Here is a 17,271-nt window from a genome sequence, read left to right on the forward strand (position 1 = left end):
TCAACGTCAAGTATTCCGAGGTTTACCCACATGAGTTTGGCACTGGATAACGTGGTTCAGGATTTCATCAACGCCAACGGCAAGATCGCCCAGGGTTACTTCGACCTGTCGGGCAAGATCATCGATTCGATCTGCGCCTCCCATTGCTCGCGGGAGCAGGTGCTGCTGCGGCTGCTGGAGCAGGCACAGGCGGTGACCGCGCAGTACCTGGATGCCCACCAACAAGTGGTGCAGAGCCTGTACCTGAAGAACAGCAGCGGTGCCCGCTTCAGCGCCCCGGCCCTGGCAGCACCGACGCTGCGGGCGGTGACGCCAGCGGTGCAGCGCGAGGCCGCCAATACCGCCGCAAGCATTACCGTGCCCAGCCCTGTGCCGGCCTATGAGTCGTGGCTGCGCAGTGAAATCAGCGCCGTCAGCGGCATGGCCGCCGACGCCATCGACCTGCGCCAGAACTTCGACAGCCTGGGCCTGGATTCCTTGAACCGGGTCGAGCTGTTCGACGCCCTGGCCAAGGCCTTTCCCGAGACCCGGGAACAGGCCACGGGCTTCTTCGACCTGGGCAGCCCGGCCGCCGTGCTGGCGGAGCTCGAAGGCGCACCCGCAGCCGACAGCGACCCCGTGGCCAGCCGGGTGCTGGCGCACCTGGCGGCCCTCACCGGCTTTGCCCTGGACGATCTGGATGCCGGCCAGGCCTATGAAGAACAGGGCCTGGATTCACTGATCCGCCTGGATTTCCTCGACCTGCTGCTGGGCGAATGGCCACAGCTCAAGGCCCACGAAAACTTGCTGGGTGAAGCCCGCTGCGCGCAGCAGAGCATCGAGCAGATCCGCCGCTTGCTGGCCGCCGACAGCCAGGCCGCGCCCGCCCATGAACAGCGCCTGCAACAGGCCATCGCCCCGCTGCTGGCCCCGGGCACCCAAGCCGCGGACCACCAGCAACCCTTTGCCGAGCTGGGGCTCAACGGCTTTGACCGCGCAACCCTGTGCCAGGCCCTGGCCGCGGATTGCCGCAGCAGCGAATTCGCCGGCGAGGCACTGATGTCGCGGCGCAATCCCGAGGAAGCCCTGGCCTTGCTGCAACGCATGGCCTGAGCAGCACCCAGAGTTTCCGCAGCCGCGACAAGGAGAGCGTCATGACGGCAAGCCACCGCAATCATCCGCCACTGGTGTTCAGTGCCATGGCCGGCACCTTTCCCGGTGCCAAGAGTATCGAAGCACTCTGGGAGCTGCTGGCCGAGGGCGCCAGTGCACCGAGCCACTGCATGCTGCAACGCTGGCAGCTGGACCGCGAACACATCTATCACCCACGGCCCGGCGAGAAGGACCGGGTCTACCTGCATCGGGCCCACTGCCTGGAGGACGATGAGCAGACCCCCTCCTTGGAACAGGGCCGGCAACTGGGCATCGGCCTCAAGGTGCTGCAGCAGTTGCTGGCCCAGGCCGGCCCCCTGCAGCGCCAACGCACCGCGCTGATCGTCGCCACCTCCTGGAGCGACGAGAGCTACTTTGTGGCCAGCGCCCACCCGCAGCGCGCACCACGGCCCGGGCATACCCCGGCCGGGCAGATTGCCGAGCTGGCCCGCCAGTGCGACCTGGGCGGCCCGGCGTTGACGGTGGACACCGCCTGCAGCTCGTTCACCTATGCCCTGGACATGGGCCGCGCGCTGATGGCCAGCCAGCAGGCCGACCAGGTGATAGTGATGGCCCTCAACACCCTGATGCCAGCGCCGCTATTCCTCGGCTTCTCCCAGCTCACGGCCTTCTCGCCACGAGGCCATTTGCAGGCCTTCGGCGCCGAGGCCGACGGCATAGTGCCGGGGGAATGCGCGGTGGCCTTCCTCCTCGAACCCCTGGAACGCGCCCTGGAGGCCGACCGCCAGCCCTTGGGGGTATTGCGGGCGCTGGGGCTGTCGGCCGATGGCGCCGAAGGCTCGACCTTCGCCCCCGGTAAGCAGGCCCAGTTCAGCGCCTACCAGCGTGCCTGGAGCGGGCTCGACCCGGCCAGCGTCAACTACATCGAGTGCCATGGCACCGGCACGCCCCTGGGGGATGCCACCGAGCTGGGGTCGTTGCAGCATTTCTTCGGCCCTTACCTGGGCGCCGAGGACAAGATCCGCCTGGGCTCGATCAAGAGCCATATCGGCCACCCCCTGGCGGCGGCCGGCGGCCCGGCGCTGGCCAAGGCGCTGATGATGCTGCGCCACAACTGCATCCCGCCCCAGGCGGATTACCCCATCAGCGCCAAGCTGGCACCGACCTGCCTGCAACTGGCCGAGCCCATCCAACAAGCGCTGGGCAGCCAGGAACAGCCATCGCGCATCGGCATTTCCAGCTTCGGTTTCGGCGGCGCCAATGCCCACCTGGTGCTGGAGCAATACCGCCCTCAGGCCAAGCTGGAAAGCACCGGGCCGGCGCTCGAGGCGCTGATCCCCCTGGACCTGATGGTGGTCGAGGCGGAAGCCGCCCTGGGCGGCGCACCTTCCCTGCAGGGGCTGCGCCAAGCCTTGCAGCAACCCGCGCCGACCCGGGCCTTTCCCCGCAGCCGCTTCGGCCGCCAGGGCACGACGGCGCCGCCGCTGCGTGGGCACTTTCTCGCCGAAAACCTGCAGATCGACACCGAAGGCTACGGCATGGGCCCCAAGCCCCTGGGGCATATCGACCCGTTCAAGCTGTTGCTGGCCGACCGCGTGGGGCAACTGCTGCGGCGCCTGCCCGGGGTCGCCAGATCGGACCGCAGCGCCATCGTCATGTGCTGCAACATGGGCGGAGAAAGCTTCACCAATGCCTACAGCGCTGCCGAGCACTTCTTCCGCCAGGGCCAGGGCCAGGCCCCGGGCATCGAAGTGGCGGATGTCGCCAGCATGCTGCCAAGCCTGCTCTCGGGTTACCCGGCGAAGTTCTTCGACCTGCGCGGTTTCCACCAAACCCTGGCCGGCAGCGCCGGACTGTTCTGGCACAGCCTGCTGGCCGCGCCGCAATGGCTGGACCAAGGCATCGACACCTTGCTGCTGGGGGCCGGGCGCTTTATCAGCGGCGCCACCGAGCTTGCGGCATTGCGCGATGAGCCGCTGCTGCAAGGCGAAGGCTTGGGGGTGATCGCCCTGCGCCGCTACCGCGCCGACGGGCCGCAACCGGCCTTGCTGCGCCTGCACGCCGGGTTGCCGGGCAGTGCCGCCAGCGATCCGCAGCAGGCCCGCACCCGCCTGGGCATAAGCGACGGTGCATCACTCAGTTGCTGCCAGTTGCAAGGGGCCCGGGCCCACCAGGACAACATCCTGCATGCCGCCACCGGCTACCTGGCTGAAGCCAGCGGCATGGACACGCTGCTGCAGCTGCTATTGCAAGCACCGGGCGAACACCTGATCGAGGTCCGTGACGGCGAGCGCGTGCTGTTCTGGCTACATGCCGAGGGCCTGGCGCCCTGGCAGGCCCCGGCGCCCAGCAGTGCCAAGTCGCCCTTCACCCTGCGCTTTGCCGACCCACAGGCACAGGCGCTGGCGCCGATCGACCATCCACTGGCCAGCATCGCTGTGCCGCAACTGCCGCTGGCCGAAGGCGTCGACCTGCTGGCCCTGAGCGACACCCTGGCGCAAACCCTGGCCAGCAGCCTGGAGCTGCGCTGTCGCGCCCTGCGTGAATTGCTGGCGGTGCAACCGCAGGGACAACAGGCGGTGCCGAGCCCGGACTGGCGACGCGAGGAGCGTAACTGCGTGATCAGCCATGTGCTGCGCCGCAGCGCCCAGAGCCTGAATGCGCAATTGCGGGTGGACGAGGGCCATGGCTATTTCTTCGATCACCCACTGGACCATGTGCCCGGCATCCTGCTGATCGAAGCGGTGCTGCAATTGATGGAATACGCGGTGCCGGAACTGCAGGGCGAGCACTGTTTCATCCAGCACCTGAACATCAAGTTCCAGCGCTATGTGCTCAAGGAACGGCCGGTGGACATCGAGTTGCAGGAGGACAACGGCCAGTTCGTGGCCCGGGTGATGCAGAACGAGCAGTTGATGTGCGTCTGCACCCTGCGGGTCGCCGCCGGCCAGCCGAGCCAGCGCTTACCGGCTGCCGAGCCGGTGCTGCCGTGCCGGCGCCAGGACTGGCTGCACAAGGCTCGCGGGGAAAATGTGCTGGTGGGCGATATCGACCCACAGGCCAGGGTCCGCAGCCTGCCGGTGCCCGCCGGGCAGTTCTTCGAGGACGGCCACCCGCGCTACCACTCCATGGTGTATTTCCTGGAAATCGCCCGGCAGGCCTATATGCAGATCGCCCACGGCGCCCTGGCCATTCCCCTCAACACCCCGATGAACCTGCTGGTGCTGAACTTCGACCTGGCACGCCCCCTGGAGCGCGGGCAGACCCTGACCCTGGCGCCGCAAGACCCACTGGGGCAGCAGGCCCAGGCGTTCAAGACCAACCGCATGGTGATCGAACTGTTCGCCGCCGGCCAACTGATCGGCAGCGCCGGCCTCACCGCCCAGGTGCTCGGCAAACAGGCACAGCCCGCATGAAAACCACAGTGCTGCCTCCCCTTCTGCCCAATGAGAGCCATACATGAGCGACATTCGACTGGAAATCCGCGTCCAGGCCCCCGCCGACGCCATCTGGAACCTGTGGGCCGACTTCAGTAACGCCCCGCAATGGGACACCGACGTGCGCAACTGCACCCTGGACGGCCCGTTCCAAAGCGGTACCCGCGGCCTGTGCGTGTTGAAGAACGGGCTGCAGATGCCCCTGGTGCTGGAGCAGGTCAACCCGCGGCGCAACTACAGCAACAGCGCCCGCCTGCTGTGGGCGCGGCTGACTTTCAACCACTACCTGACGCGCATCGGCGCCCATGAGACCCACGTGGTGCACAGCGTGAGCATCGACGGCCGCCTGAGTTTCCTCTATCGCGGCCTGCTGCGTGCGCTGTTGCGCCCGGCCATGAACCAGGCCCTGCGCAACCTCGGTCGCCTGGCCGAGCAACGGGCAAACCAAGGTTTGGCGCAAGCCTGCTGAACCGCCGCACAACACCCCTCAACCTGATACGAGCCAAACATGAATCCAGTGTCTCTACGTTTTGCCCTTCTGCCCCTGTTGGGCCTGGGAATCGCCCACAGCAGCCTGGCCACGGCCGATGACAGCGGCCTGTATGTCAGCCTGCTGGGCGGCCTGAACTGGGTCCAAGCCCAGGACCTGCGCCAGCACTCCACGGACTTCGTGCGCATGAACTACAACCAGCCGATGACCTCCGGCTACGCCGCGGACCTGGCCCTGGGCTGGCGCTCGCCCATCGGCCTGCGCCCGGAGCTGGCCCTGGCCTACCGCAAGAACTCCCTGGACCACTTCTCCAACCGGATCTACGACGGCAACAACAAAGCCCCCGGCAAAGGCCAGGAATCGGCCGGCAGCCTGATGGCCAACCTCTGGTACGACCTGCCGATGCCCGACGGTTTCTCGCGCATCAAGCCCTATGTGGGCGGCGGCCTGGGCTACACCCGGCTGGTGATCAAGGACCTATCGGCCGCCGGCGTATCCTTCGGCCCCACCCATCGCGACGATGTCGCCACCTGGCAACTGGGCGCAGGCGTGGCCGTGCGCCTGGACGAGCACTGGTCGGCCTCCGTGGACTACCGCTACCTGCAAACCCGCGATGCACACTTTGGTGATATCGACGGCCTGTACCCGGGTGATGTGAGCACCCGCTACAACGCCCAGTCGCTGCTGCTCGGGGTGCAGTACGGGCTCTAGGCAGCGGATGGAGAAAGGGCCTTGAGCAAACAAAAATGACCTGTGGCGAGGGAGCTTGCCCCGTGGGACCGGCCGGCGCTCCGGGACGTAGCAGTCCCATTTTTTGCGCCGCTGCGCGCCCCGGCGGGAGCGAGCTCCCTCGCCACAAATACAGTGCGCCTTGGCCGGCGGGATGTTTGTGGATCACCGTCCAAGGCCCTCAACCGAGGACGGTGAAGCTAGCAAAGACCGGGTTGCCGCTGGGGCCTAAGGCTGCTCCGCTTGAGTGAACAGCCTTAAGCACTTAGGCCTGACTCTCGCGCAGTTGCCCTTCAGTAACGGAACTTGCCGCCATGAATGTCCTGCAGCACCTGTTCAGTCACGCGCACGTAGGTTTCTGTGCCCGGCAGCCAGGCGTAGACCGGGTCTTCGCCGGTCTGGTTGGGGTCGAAGGCTTCGGTCTTCAGTTTGGTTTTCTGGTATTTGAAGGTGCCGGTGGTTTCCATGCGAGTCTTGATGCGCAGGAACATCGGCACCGCGTAGTGAGGCATCTGGCTTTTGACGAAGCGCAGCAGGTCGCAAAAATCCAGTTGCTCCAGCGGCGCCGAAGGAGTGATGGCGGCCATCCCGGCGCGACCGTTGGTGTTTTTTATTTCCACCCCGTAGGCCACGGCTTCGGCGATATGGGGGTGTTGCACCATGATGTTTTCAACTTCGGTGGTGGAGACGTTCTCGCCTTTCCAGCGGTAGGTGTCCCCCAGGCGGTCGACGAATTGGGCGTGGCCAAAGCCGATATTGCGAATCAGGTCGCCGCTGTTGAAGTAACGATCACCCTTTTCGAACACGTCGTGCAGCACCACTTTCTTGTTCTTCTCCGGATCGGTGTAACCGTCGAACGGGGCATCGTCGTCGATCTTGGCCAGCAACAAGCCTTGCTCCCCCTTGCCGACTTTCTGCATGAAACCGTTGGCGCTGCGCTTGGGCTCGCCGGTGTCATGTTCGTACTCCACCAACTCCCAGGCGTTGAGAGAAAAGCCGATGGTGTTGTCGAAGTTGAGGATGTTGGTAAAGCCGATGTTGCCGTCACTGGCGGCATACAACTCGCAGACCCGCTCGATGTTGAAGCGCGCCTTGAAGTCGAGCCACACGCCCGGGCGCAGGCCGTTGCCAATCATCTTCACCACCGGGTTGTCGCCATCATTGCCGGCGGGAGGCTGGTCGATCAGGTAGCGACACAATTCACCGACGTAGCAAATCGTGGTGGCCTTGAATTTGCGCGCGTCAGCCCAGAACTGGCTGGCGCTGAACTTGCGGCGGATGGCGAAACCCGAGGCGCCGGCCAATGCCGAGCCCCAGCTCACGCACAGCCCGGTGCCGTGATAGAGCGGCAAGGTGCAATAGACGATGTCATCGGGGCGCATGTCCAGGGCGATCATGCCGAAGCTGCCGTAGGCTTTCATCCAGCGCCCGTGCTTGAACACCCCAGCCTTGGGCAAACCGGTGGTGCCGGAGGTGTAGATGTAGAAGCAGGCGTCGCTTGCGTAGACCTGCTGGGTGGTCGCCGGATTGGCAGTGGAATGCTCTTCGCTGACCCGGGTCAGGTTGACGTAACCCTCGGGCGCGATACCCGCATCGCGAGTGGTGTCGGTATCAGCCAGGAAGAAAGTCCTCAGCTCATCGATGGCAACGTCGTTACGCACCCCATCGAAGGATGGCACCAGCTCTTCGCCAACGATAATCGCCGAGGGATTGACCAGGTTCAAACTGTGGATCAGGACGTTGTTGGTCTGCGAGGTGTTGAGCATGGCGCAGATACCGCCGATCTTGCTGACCGCCAGCACACTGACCAGCAATTCCGGGCGATTTTCAATAAAGAGGCCGACCACATCGCCTTTTTTCAGGCCACGGGCAAGCAAGTAGTGGGCGAAACGGTTGGCCCACTGGTTGACCTGTTCATAACTGAAACGACTGTCCTTGTAGAGCAGCGACGGTCCTTGAGGGTTGCGCGCAACTGCCTGCTCGAAGGCCCAACCCAGGCCACAGGGCTGATCGACCTTGAGCTTGGAAGCCTTGACGCCCCTGACGAGCCGAGGAAGGGCCCGGGTGATCGTAGGGACTTTGCGCAGCATCATGCCCCAGGTAATCATGTCGTTGTTGCTACTCATGGCACCTCCTAGTGGATTGACCGGGGCAGCCAGGCGGTTCGACAGACGCCATGACCAGCCGATCTTTTTTACGTTGTGCACGCCATGTAAAAACGTCCTCGCGCAGCGTGGTGCGCGAGGACGCCTTAGGCCAAGACTCAGAACTCGTCGGCGACCGACTCGAGAATCTTGCCCATCAAGTAGACCGTGGTGCGTGCAACTTGCTTGACCGACTCTTTTTCTTCGTCAGTCACGACCCAGCGGTCGATGGCGGCGTTGACTTGCTCGGAGTGTTTCTCATCGATGACTGCGTGGGCGACAAAGAAGGTCAGTTCTTGATCGGTCAGCTTGAGCTGGTTCTTGCATACGTCCATCAACGGCTCGAGGTGCTCGTAGCAGTCCTCGGCCCAGAAACTGTAGCCCAGGCGTGGAATGATGCCGCGGCATACAGAGACAAAATCCAGGTAGCCGTAGAACGCCTCGGTGGCCGGCAGCATCGGCTTTTCGAACTCGGACTTGTCGACGCCAATGGCGATCAGGTCGTTGTAGGCCATGTTTTCATGGCCCAGTTCTTCCAGCGCATGCCTCATCGCAAAACGCAGCAAGCCGACCTTTTTGTGGTCCTGGTTCCAGCACGCCACCGCTTGGTTGATCGAGTTGTTCTTGGTGTAGTGATACACCTGGACAATGGCCTTGATGTAGAGGTCACGCTGCAACTCGGGGCGTTTCATCATCTGGAAAAAACGGCCGATCTTGATCTTTTCCCATTCGGCATCACAGATAGCTTTCAGCTCTTTGCGGAACTCGGTCACTTCAGTCATTTCACTCTCTTCCTTGGCGGGTTGATAAATCGTTTATGACACTTTTTATAATTTCAGGCGGGCACCGACTTACAGGCGCAGCACGGACTTGATGATGTAGATGAACTTGGAGAAGAAGCCCAAGCCTTCGATGGTGTCCCAGTGTTCCATCAGCACGCCGTTTTCCACACGGTAAATATCGATCACCTTGTAATTCACCGTAAAGAACCTGTGCTTGGCCCAATGCTTGGCATACAGGAAGACATAATCGCCTTCGGCACACACTCGCTCAATACTGGTGCCCGACTCGGGAAAGGTCTTGAAGAACTGCGTAAAGTAGGTCTTGAAGCCTTCACGGCGCGGCGGAATAAATACGTTGTTGTGTTGTACATATTCCTCAGCGATCAATGTATCGGCGACCGCCAGTTCACGCTGGCCAAACATGCGCTCGTAAAACTCAATGACCACTTCTTTGTTCCTGGCTTCCATCTTGGATCAACCTCAATGTTGTGGTTATTTGGGGATACTCATACCGCCAGCGAGTGCCTCGCGGTACGGGCGGCCAAGGCATAGCGCATCAAGTCATCAATGTCCTTGAGGTCTGCGGGGCAGCTTTGCAGGCCGAAGAAAGGCGTGACCGACGGCAACAGGTCGCCCTTGTACAGGGCGTAGTAGTGATCGCCACGGGCTTTGATCTGGAAGAAAATGCCGTCCTGATCAAAGACGAAACTGTCGAACTTCGGCGCCAGCCGTGGCTTGACGTAGGTGATGAAGGTTTTGTAGCCGCCCTTCAGGGCAACCAGCGAGGCGCCGGTCATGGCCAGCCCGTTGACTACGTTCTTGACCGGGGAATGCTTGTCGACAATCAGTCGCGAGAGTTCGACGCACTCATTCTCGTAATTGGGCCCGGAGAACTGCAGCAGTTTTTCATGGCTGATGAACTCACCCGACTCATGAGGGAAAGGCGTAATACGCTGGGTGCCGATAATTTCACCGTCATAATAGAAGGCGAACACGTAAGAGCGCGAGTCGTACTCATCCAGGCATACTGCTTCGTCGACCGAGTTGCCAAACAAGGTTTTATAGTAAGTCTTGCGTTGCCCGTACAACCGGCTGCGAGCACGAGACAGTTCGATAAACTGCGCAGGAGTAACTACCTGTCTGACTTTGACCTTGTCGGACTGGCACAAGTCCTGAAGTACCGAATCATAGAAACTGTAGATTGCCGAACCGGCTGGATCATCTTTGAGCAGCTGCATGCTTGCCGAAGGCAAGGCCGCCTTGTTACTTGCGAGTGACAGCATGAGAATTCCCTTCTTATTGTCATTTGTAGTTCTAGCTCAGCCCAACGCACAACTTCAGTTCCCGCAGTTCAATACATGGCTTCGCCCCCCTGCGTAGATGTCTACAGGTTGATGATTTGCTTATTGCGCAGAGCAAGGCACTCAATCCTCTTGTTGCGGACGTGCCTTTAAACTAAAGCGACTTGCAGTTAAACCACTGGCAGCGAGGACAAGGCTCGACGGATCTGCTCGGCCCGCTCGCCCAACACTTGGGGCGTAGCCAGTGGAAGGTCTGCATGACCCAGGTTGAAACCGTCACCGACAAAGCGAGCCAACACATGCAGGTGGGCGTGGCCCACGGTTTGCCCGGCCACAGCGCCATCGCACAGCAGCAGGTTGATACCTTCGCAGGGTTGTTCTTTGAGGCTCAGGCCGCTTTCACGCAGGGCGGCCGCCACCCGTTGACCCACACGCATCATGTGGCCACAGGTTTGAGGAGGGATATCACCCAGGCCGGTTGCGTGGGCCTTGGGTATGACCAGGACATGGCCGGGAGTAATTGGCTGGATAGAGAGAAAGGCCAGGCACTGCTCGTCTTCGTAAACAACAGCAGCCGGTGATTCTTTCTTGGCGATTGCACAGAAAATGCAGTTCACGGGTAACTTCCTTATTGTTGTAGATGCAAACCCGGTGAAGGCATGAAGACCCGGGATGCACAGGCTGAATTCCATTGCAGACCTAACATCGTTGACCGCACAGCTTGAGGGTGAAATTACGCTTGGCGTTCCACACCTGTACACGGGACTTTTGAAATGTTTTGTATCTGAGCCCCTGAAAACCACCTAATAGATTGATTTAGATGAGCTTCTTCAGCTGAGCTTGTGTATCCGTCCTGAAGGCCGCACAAGCCATGACTGGATGCCACACGGGGCCGCCTCCGGCCTGGACAGTGGCCAACAGTGATAACGGTGCACCCACTTGGCATTTGCGCTCTACGCGGAGTGGGTGGTGGACGGGATGACCTGTCGCCCATGCCGGCAGCAGCCCTCGAACGCTACAGGCTGTTCGGCATTACTCAGGTTATGCCGTACAATGGCCGGTTGCCGAAAGAACCGTCATGGCTAAAGCCATGAAGGGCTTTCATCCTTTACATATAACTGTGGTGAAGATGAACAAGCCTTTCATTTCGTTGTGCCCTGAAGTGACTCGGGCACATGCGCTGACTCTGATGGATTGGTTGGAGGATGAGCGCGTCACCTGCTACCTGAGCGATTCGCGTCATGTCTCTCACTCCATCGAGCAAACCATTGATCGAACTCCATTACCGAGCCTGACCCATCTATTCAACCGGGACGGTCGATTCTTCATGGCCTATGACCGGCAAGACACACCGGTGGGCTTTGTCCGCCTGATCAAGACCGGCTCAAATTGCGAGATAGTTCTGGCCATCGGAGACAGCGACAAATGGGGCCAAAACCTTGGCGCCCGCACGATCCGCGAAGGCATGAAACGGGCCTTCCTCGACATGAGGGCCAAGAAGCTGATCGCCAAGATCCACCCGGACAACACGCGCTCGCTGAAAGCCTTTCTGCGCAGCGGCTTTTTGCTTGAGGGCGAAACGCCGGCATTGAAGACATTCGCCATGACGGCGGGGCGCTATCTCCAGCTGTTGCGCGAAGGTGCCGTTGGCGACTCCACTGAGATCTACATCACTGAAATCGACAAGGCCAGGCTCGAGTATCTGATCGTGTTGGAGCAAGGCCCAGCCGTTGTCGAGCTCGAACATGAGCTTGAGCGAGCCATTGTGGTCAAACCGCAGCAGGTGGCGCGCAATGTTGTCACCATGAACTCCAGAACCTTGCTGCAGCTAGACGACGAAGAGATCGAAGTTGCCTTGGTCTACCCTGAAGAGGCGGACAACGGCGCTGGGAAGTATTCCGTGTTCTCCGACATCGGTGCCGCCATCCTGGGCTATCAGGAGGGGGACACCATCGACTGGCGAGTTTCTAATCGAACCCGCCGTATCGGGATCAGCAAAGTGCTTTACCAGCCGGAGGCTGCGGGCGACTTCCACCTGTAAGTGTGCCCTTGGCTCGGTATTCGTCCATCAGCCGCGAGGCCTCCAAAGGTTGGGGCCTCGCTTTCCGAGCCTGATACAAACCGGATGTACCACAGCCCCAGCAACAAACCGATTCAGTGTTTGCCCGGATCTGAGCGTTTGAGAAGGACTCAATCCCGGACTTGAAAGCACTGAATGGTGCTGGATTTCAATGGAAACCGCAGAAACGCAAAAAGGACCCGAAGGTCCTTTTTGCGATCGCTTTAGAATTCGATTGAACCCTAAAGCGCTATGTTTGGAGCGGGAAACGAGACTCGAACTCGCGACCCCGACCTTGGCAAGGTCGTGCTCTACCAACTGAGCTATTCCCGCATCGTCTTGGTGTTGCGCATTCTATAGAAATCAGAATGCGCGTCAAGCCTTTGATTCAAAAAAACTTATTTATTTTCACCGTCGATTTTCAGGTGTGGCCAGGCGGCTCGCAGGTACTGCAGCATCGACCACAGGGTCAGGCCGGCTGCCACCAGCAGCAAGGCGTAGCCCAGCAGCACCCAGAAGCTGAAATTCGACGGGTTGGCCAGCAGGATCACCAGCGCCAGCATCTGCGCCGCGGTTTTCCATTTGCCCAGGTTGGACACCGCCACCTGGGCCCGGGCGCCCAGTTCGGCCATCCACTCACGCAGCGCCGAAACCACGATCTCGCGGCCAATGATCACCGCCGCGGGCAACGTCAGCCACAGGTTGTGGTGTTCCTGCACCAGCAGCACCAGGGCCACCGCCACCATCAGCTTGTCGGCCACAGGGTCGAGGAAGGCACCAAACGGCGTGCTCTGCTCCAGGCGTCGCGCCAGGTAGCCATCCAGCCAGTCCGTGGCCGCCGCAAAGGCGAAGACCGAACTGGCCGCCATATAGCTCCAGCTGTAGGGCAAGTAGAACAGCACTATGAAGATAGGGATAAGCAGGACGCGTAGAACGGTAATCAGATTAGGGATATTCATCGGCACAACTGGCTACGAGGTGATTGGGCATTCTACTCGCTGTGCAGGTTGGCATAAATCAACTCTGCGAGCTTTTTACTGATTCCCGGCGCTTTGGCAATCTCGTCGATGCTGGCACGGGACAGCTCCTGCAATCCACCAAAATGTTTAAGCAGATCACGCCGGCGCTTGGGCCCCACGCCCGCCACCCCTTCCAGGGTCGAGGTACGCCGGGTCTTGCCGCGCCGGGCACGGTGACCGGTGATCGCGAAGCGGTGAGCCTCATCGCGAATTTGCTGGATCAAGTGCAGCGCCGGTGAGTCGCCCTTGAGGGTGAACTCGTGGGCGGCATCGTTGAGGTACAGGGTTTCGAAACCGGCCTTGCGGGTCGCCCCTTTGGCCACGCCGAGCAGGATCAGGTCCGGCACCGCCAGTTCGTCGAGCACGTCCCGGGCCATGTTCAACTGGCCCTTGCCACCGTCCACCAGGAGGATGTCCGGCAACTTGCCCTCGCCGTCCTTGAGCTTGCTGAAACGTCGGGTCAGGGCCTGGTGCATGGCGGCATAGTCGTCGCCGGCGGTCACGCCCTCGATGTTGTAACGGCGGTAATCGGACTTCAGCGGCCCTTCCGGACCGAACACCACGCAGGACGCCACGGTGGCCTCGCCGCTGGAATGGCTGATGTCGTAGCACTCCAGGCGCTGCGGTGGTTCGTCCAGGCCCAGCACTTCGGCCAGGGCCTCGAAGCGTGCGGCCACATGCTGACGGTTAGCCAGGCGTGCGCTCAGGGCTTGCTCGGCATTGGTCACCGCCAGTTGCTGCCAACGCGCCCGGGTGCCGCGCACGCGGTGGCTGATGGTCAGCTCGCGACCGCGCAGTTCATCAATTGCCGCGATCAGGGTCGGAAAGTCTTCATGCACCACGTTGACGATCAGCTCGGCCGGCAGGTCGCGCTCGGGGCTGCTGATGAAGTACTGACCGAGGAAGGCCGACATGACTTGCGCCACATCTTCCTCGATACCCACTTGGGGGAAGAAATTCTTGCTGCCCAGCACCCGCCCGCCACGCACGCTGATCAGGTGCACGCAGGCGCCGCCGGGGTTGACGAAGGCCGCCAGCACATCCACATCGCCGGTGCCGCCCTCCATGCTCTGCTGGTCCTGGACCCGGCGCAGCAGGGAGATCTGGTCCCGCAGTTCGGCAGCCTTTTCGAAATCCAGGGTACTGGCGGCAGCTTCCATGGCACTCGACAGCTCATCGGTCAGGGCATTGCTGCGACCTTCGAGGAACATCACCGAGTGACGCACGTCCTCGGCATAGTCCGCCGGCTCTACCAGCCCGACACAGGGCGCCTTGCAGCGCTTGATCTGGTACTGCAGGCAGGGCCGTGTGCGGTTTTTGTAATAGCTGTCCTCGCACTGGCGGACCAGAAAGGTCTTCTGCAACAGGCTGAGGCTTTCGCGGATGGCGCCGGCGCTGGGATAAGGCCCGAAATACTTGCCCTTCTGCTTCTTCGCCCCACGGTGGATGCTGAACCGGGGAAAGTCGCCGTCCGAAAGGAACACATAGGGATAGGACTTATCATCACGCAGCAGGATGTTGTAGGGCGGCCGCCACTCCTTGATCAGCGTCTGCTCCAGCAACAGCGCCTCGGTTTCATTGGCAGTGATGGTGGTTTCGATCTGCGCGATGCGCGCCACCAGGGCGGCGGTCTTCGGTGCCTGGCCGGTCTTGCGGAAGTAGCTGGAGAGACGGTTCTTCAGGTTCTTGGCTTTACCCACGTACAGCAGGCGTGCATCGCTGTCGAACATGCGATACACACCAGGGCGGCCACTGCAGGTAGAAAGGAAGGCGCTGGGATCAAACAGGTCGGTCATTTCAGAGGCTGGCATCCACCATGCCGTGTCGAACCGCCAGCAGCGTCAACTCGACATCACTGCTGATCGAGAGTTTCTCGAAGATTCGATAGCGGTAGGTATTCACGGTTTTCGGCGACAGGCACAGCTTGTCGGAGATGATCTGCACCTTCTGGCAGCCGACAATCATCAGCGCAATCTGGATCTCGCGCTCCGACAAGGCATCGAACGGCGATTCGCTGGAGGGCTGGAACGACTTGAACACCAACTGCTGGGCGATCTGCGGGCTGATATAACGCTGGCCGGCAAACACCAGGCGAATCGCCTGGACCATTTCATTGAGCCCCGCGCCCTTGGTCAGGTAGCCCGCCGCACCGGCTTGCAGCAGCCGAGTGGGAAACGGATCTTCCTCGCACACGGTCACGGCAACCACCTTGATGTCCGGATGGCTGCGTAGCAGTTTGCGCGTGGCTTCAAGGCCACCGATGCCGGGCATCTTGACGTCCATGAGGACCACGTCGGGTTTCAATTCCCGAGCCTTGAGCAGGGACTCCTCCCCTGACTCCGCCTGCCCGACTACTTGCAGGCCATCGATGTCAGCCAACATTCGTGTAATGCCCGTACGAACGAGATCATGGTCATCGACTACTAGCACCCTAATCAAGCAGACACCTCGCGATATGGTCTTTACAGGTTGCCGGACACCTTAGCAAAAAAGCGCCGCACAATCCTAATCACAAGCGCTATATAAAAAACTTCGTCAGGTGCCGAATGCCCTAGCAGAACCCTGCCGCAAAACGCTCTGGCCCCACTGCTCCCGGCCTACGGGGGATTTCCGGCTGCCAGGCGCTGCGACAACTGCGCCAGGGGCGAGGCCGGGCGGCAAGGGCTTTGCACCCTGCCCGCTATCCGCACCGCAGCAGCAACCTGCGCTCAAGACAGCCGGCAAGCCTCTCCCGGCCCCACAAACGACGAGCGCTCCATGCGCCAGAAACACTCATCCTCGCCCACCACCCGCAACCCCTGCCGCTCATACAGACGCTGCGCCGGATTGCCCTTGAATACCGTCAGGCGCAACAGCCCCAGGTGTTCCCGAGCCGCCATCAGCAATACCTGGGCCAGGGTCCAGGCACCGGCCCCCTGCCCACGCCATGCCTCCAGCATATGCAGCTCGCGGATATACAGGGCACGCAGGTCGCGGCTCAGGCTGACGAACCCCAGCACCTGGTGGTCCTGGCAGATCAGCAGGTTCTCGCGACCGGCCCAGGCCACATCGAAAGCCTCATCGAGCCACAGTAAATCGTTGCAAATGTAGTAGCGCAGCATGCTCGAACGAGTCAGGTCGCGAGCGAACGGCAGGTCGGCGGCCGTCGCCGGGCACAAGGCGAAACGACTGCTCATGGCGTGGGCACCTGCACCTGCACCGACCATTGCCCGGCGCTGCAACGCGCGATCAGCAGCGCCTCGCCCACCCCGTCCACCGCCCCCAGCAGTTGCCCCCGAGGCCCCCAGGCCGCACTGCGCCCGGCACAGGCCCAGCCACCGCTGGGCCCTCCATGATTGGCCATCATCAGCAGCACGCCGTGCTCTCGGGCATAGCCCTGCAACAGCGCACTGTCGGCGGCATAACCGCCTTCACTGATCAACACCCCCGCAGCGTAGGCCCCGGCGCCGGCAGCCACCGCAGCCTGCACATGGCTGGCATGAGCGAAGTCGGCGCATACCGCCAGGGCCACGCTCAGCTCTCCCAACGACAGCGGCGCACCGCCCACGCCCGGGGCGAAAAAGCGCTCCTCACCGGGGTGCAGGTGCTGCTTGCTGTAGAGCGCGAGGGAACCATCGCCTCCCAGCACCAGGGCCCCAATCAACGGCAACTGGCCCGGTTCCTGGCGGATCGGCAGGCCCACCACGCAGCTCATGCCCAGTTCCCGAGCCAGCTCGCGCAATGGCTGCAAGGCTGGCGAATCCACGGCCAGCGCCAAGTCTTGCGCCAACTGGGGCTCATAGCCAGTCAACGACAGTTCGGGAAACACCAGCAATTGCACCCCTTGCCCCGCCGCCAGCCGCATCAAGCGCTGATGCTGCACCAGGTTTGCCGGCAGATCGCCAGCGATAGCCACCGTCTGGGCAGCAGCAAGGGTTAGAACGCCCATGGCAATTCCTTGGCAAATAAGAGAGGGCGCCGAGTGTGGCATAGATCCCGCTCGGGCTTCATCCATGGCCACGACTGTTCGCCACGATAGAAATTACTGATTGAATCCCGGCCCCGGCGTCGAGTAAGCTCCCTGCACTTTACGGAGCACAACACCTTGTCCCAGGCCCTTTCCCTGCATCGCCACACCGCCAGCGCACTGCGCTCGCACGCGGCTGCCCGGGTCAATGGCAACGGCGCTCCGGCGAGCTTTTATTTTGGGTATTGGTTTAGCCACTGGCGCGCCTGATA

At 61.7% G+C, this 17,271-nt stretch carries 15 protein-coding genes and 1 tRNA gene; 5 read left to right on the forward strand and 11 right to left on the reverse strand.

Going from position 1 to position 17,271, the window contains the following annotated elements; genetic code table 11:
- The first annotated feature begins 30 nt into the window (after window positions 1-30).
- From J4P02_RS20805 to J4P02_RS20820, 4 genes are read left to right on the forward strand one after another with little or no spacing between them, the layout of a single operon-like run.
- On the forward strand, window positions 31-1,092 hold the full coding sequence (locus tag J4P02_RS20805; protein ID WP_426193722.1) for a phosphopantetheine-binding protein: 1,062 nt from the start codon (window positions 31-33) through the stop codon (window positions 1,090-1,092).
- Between the two features lie 41 nt (window positions 1,093-1,133).
- Window positions 1,134-4,508 (forward strand): beta-ketoacyl synthase N-terminal-like domain-containing protein, encoded by a 3,375-nt coding sequence (locus tag J4P02_RS20810; RefSeq protein WP_426193724.1) that lies wholly within the window; start codon window positions 1,134-1,136, stop codon window positions 4,506-4,508.
- A gap of 43 nt (window positions 4,509-4,551) precedes the next feature.
- Complete coding sequence (locus J4P02_RS20815; protein ID WP_426193726.1) at window positions 4,552-4,998, forward strand: SRPBCC family protein; 447 nt, start codon at window positions 4,552-4,554, stop codon at window positions 4,996-4,998.
- A gap of 39 nt (window positions 4,999-5,037) precedes the next feature.
- Window positions 5,038-5,730, forward strand: a complete 693-nt coding sequence (locus tag J4P02_RS20820) for an outer membrane protein (protein ID WP_426193728.1) — start codon at window positions 5,038-5,040, stop codon at window positions 5,728-5,730.
- A gap of 311 nt (window positions 5,731-6,041) precedes the next feature.
- Here J4P02_RS20820 and J4P02_RS20825 read toward each other — a convergent pair whose 3' ends face one another.
- The 5 genes from J4P02_RS20825 to J4P02_RS20845 all read right to left on the reverse strand — a co-directional run bounded on the left by J4P02_RS20825 (window position 6,042) and on the right by J4P02_RS20845 (window position 10,667).
- The gene (locus J4P02_RS20825; protein ID WP_426193730.1) at window positions 6,042-7,874 is read right to left on the reverse strand and encodes a long-chain-acyl-CoA synthetase; all 1,833 of its coding nucleotides are present in this window, start codon (window positions 7,872-7,874) and stop codon (window positions 6,042-6,044) included.
- Window positions 7,875-8,011: 137 nt separating this feature from the next.
- Window positions 8,012-8,674, reverse strand: coding sequence for an iron-containing redox enzyme family protein (locus J4P02_RS20830; RefSeq protein WP_426193732.1), 663 nt, complete (start codon window positions 8,672-8,674; stop codon window positions 8,012-8,014).
- Window positions 8,675-8,743: 69 nt separating this feature from the next.
- Window positions 8,744-9,142 carry a nuclear transport factor 2 family protein gene (locus J4P02_RS20835; protein ID WP_426193734.1) on the reverse strand — a complete coding sequence of 133 codons (399 nt, stop codon included), beginning with the start codon at window positions 9,140-9,142 and terminating at the stop codon, window positions 8,744-8,746.
- A gap of 38 nt (window positions 9,143-9,180) precedes the next feature.
- On the reverse strand, window positions 9,181-9,957 hold the full coding sequence (locus J4P02_RS20840; protein WP_426193736.1) for a hypothetical protein: 777 nt from the start codon (window positions 9,955-9,957) through the stop codon (window positions 9,181-9,183).
- Between the two features lie 188 nt (window positions 9,958-10,145).
- A complete protein-coding gene (locus J4P02_RS20845; RefSeq protein WP_426193738.1) occupies window positions 10,146-10,667 on the reverse strand; it encodes an HIT family protein in 522 nt (173 codons plus the stop codon).
- Between the two features lie 386 nt (window positions 10,668-11,053).
- Between J4P02_RS20845 and J4P02_RS20850 the strand changes: the two genes are divergently transcribed.
- The gene (locus tag J4P02_RS20850) at window positions 11,054-12,016 is read left to right on the forward strand and encodes a GNAT family N-acetyltransferase (RefSeq protein ID WP_426193740.1); all 963 of its coding nucleotides are present in this window, start codon (window positions 11,054-11,056) and stop codon (window positions 12,014-12,016) included.
- 275 nt (window positions 12,017-12,291) lie between these two features.
- On the opposite strand, the gene J4P02_RS20855 is transcribed toward J4P02_RS20850, so the two are convergent.
- The 6 genes from J4P02_RS20855 to J4P02_RS20880 form a co-directional block, all read right to left on the reverse strand.
- Window positions 12,292-12,367, reverse strand: a tRNA-Gly gene (locus J4P02_RS20855).
- A 65-nt stretch (window positions 12,368-12,432) separates the two neighbouring features.
- Window positions 12,433-12,993 carry a CDP-diacylglycerol--glycerol-3-phosphate 3-phosphatidyltransferase gene (gene pgsA / locus J4P02_RS20860; protein WP_426193742.1) on the reverse strand — a complete coding sequence of 187 codons (561 nt, stop codon included), beginning with the start codon at window positions 12,991-12,993 and terminating at the stop codon, window positions 12,433-12,435.
- Window positions 12,994-13,025: 32 nt separating this feature from the next.
- Window positions 13,026-14,849: an excinuclease ABC subunit UvrC gene (gene uvrC / locus J4P02_RS20865; protein WP_426193970.1), complete on the reverse strand. Its 1,824-nt coding sequence runs from the start codon at window positions 14,847-14,849 to the stop codon at window positions 13,026-13,028.
- A gap of 1 nt (window position 14,850) precedes the next feature.
- Complete coding sequence (gene gacA, locus J4P02_RS20870; protein ID WP_031320037.1) at window positions 14,851-15,492, reverse strand: response regulator transcription factor GacA; 642 nt, start codon at window positions 15,490-15,492, stop codon at window positions 14,851-14,853.
- 269 nt (window positions 15,493-15,761) lie between these two features.
- Window positions 15,762-16,229, reverse strand: a complete 468-nt coding sequence (locus J4P02_RS20875) for a GNAT family N-acetyltransferase (RefSeq protein WP_426193745.1) — start codon at window positions 16,227-16,229, stop codon at window positions 15,762-15,764.
- Window positions 16,226-16,981, reverse strand: coding sequence for a carbon-nitrogen hydrolase family protein (locus J4P02_RS20880; protein WP_426193747.1), 756 nt, complete (start codon window positions 16,979-16,981; stop codon window positions 16,226-16,228). The genes J4P02_RS20875 and J4P02_RS20880 overlap by 4 nt, the downstream gene beginning before the upstream one ends.
- Window positions 16,982-17,271 lie beyond the last annotated feature (290 nt).

Origin of the sequence: Pseudomonas sp. NFXW11, from assembly GCF_049887815.1 — a bacterium.
GTDB lineage: Bacteria > Pseudomonadota > Gammaproteobacteria > Pseudomonadales > Pseudomonadaceae > Aquipseudomonas.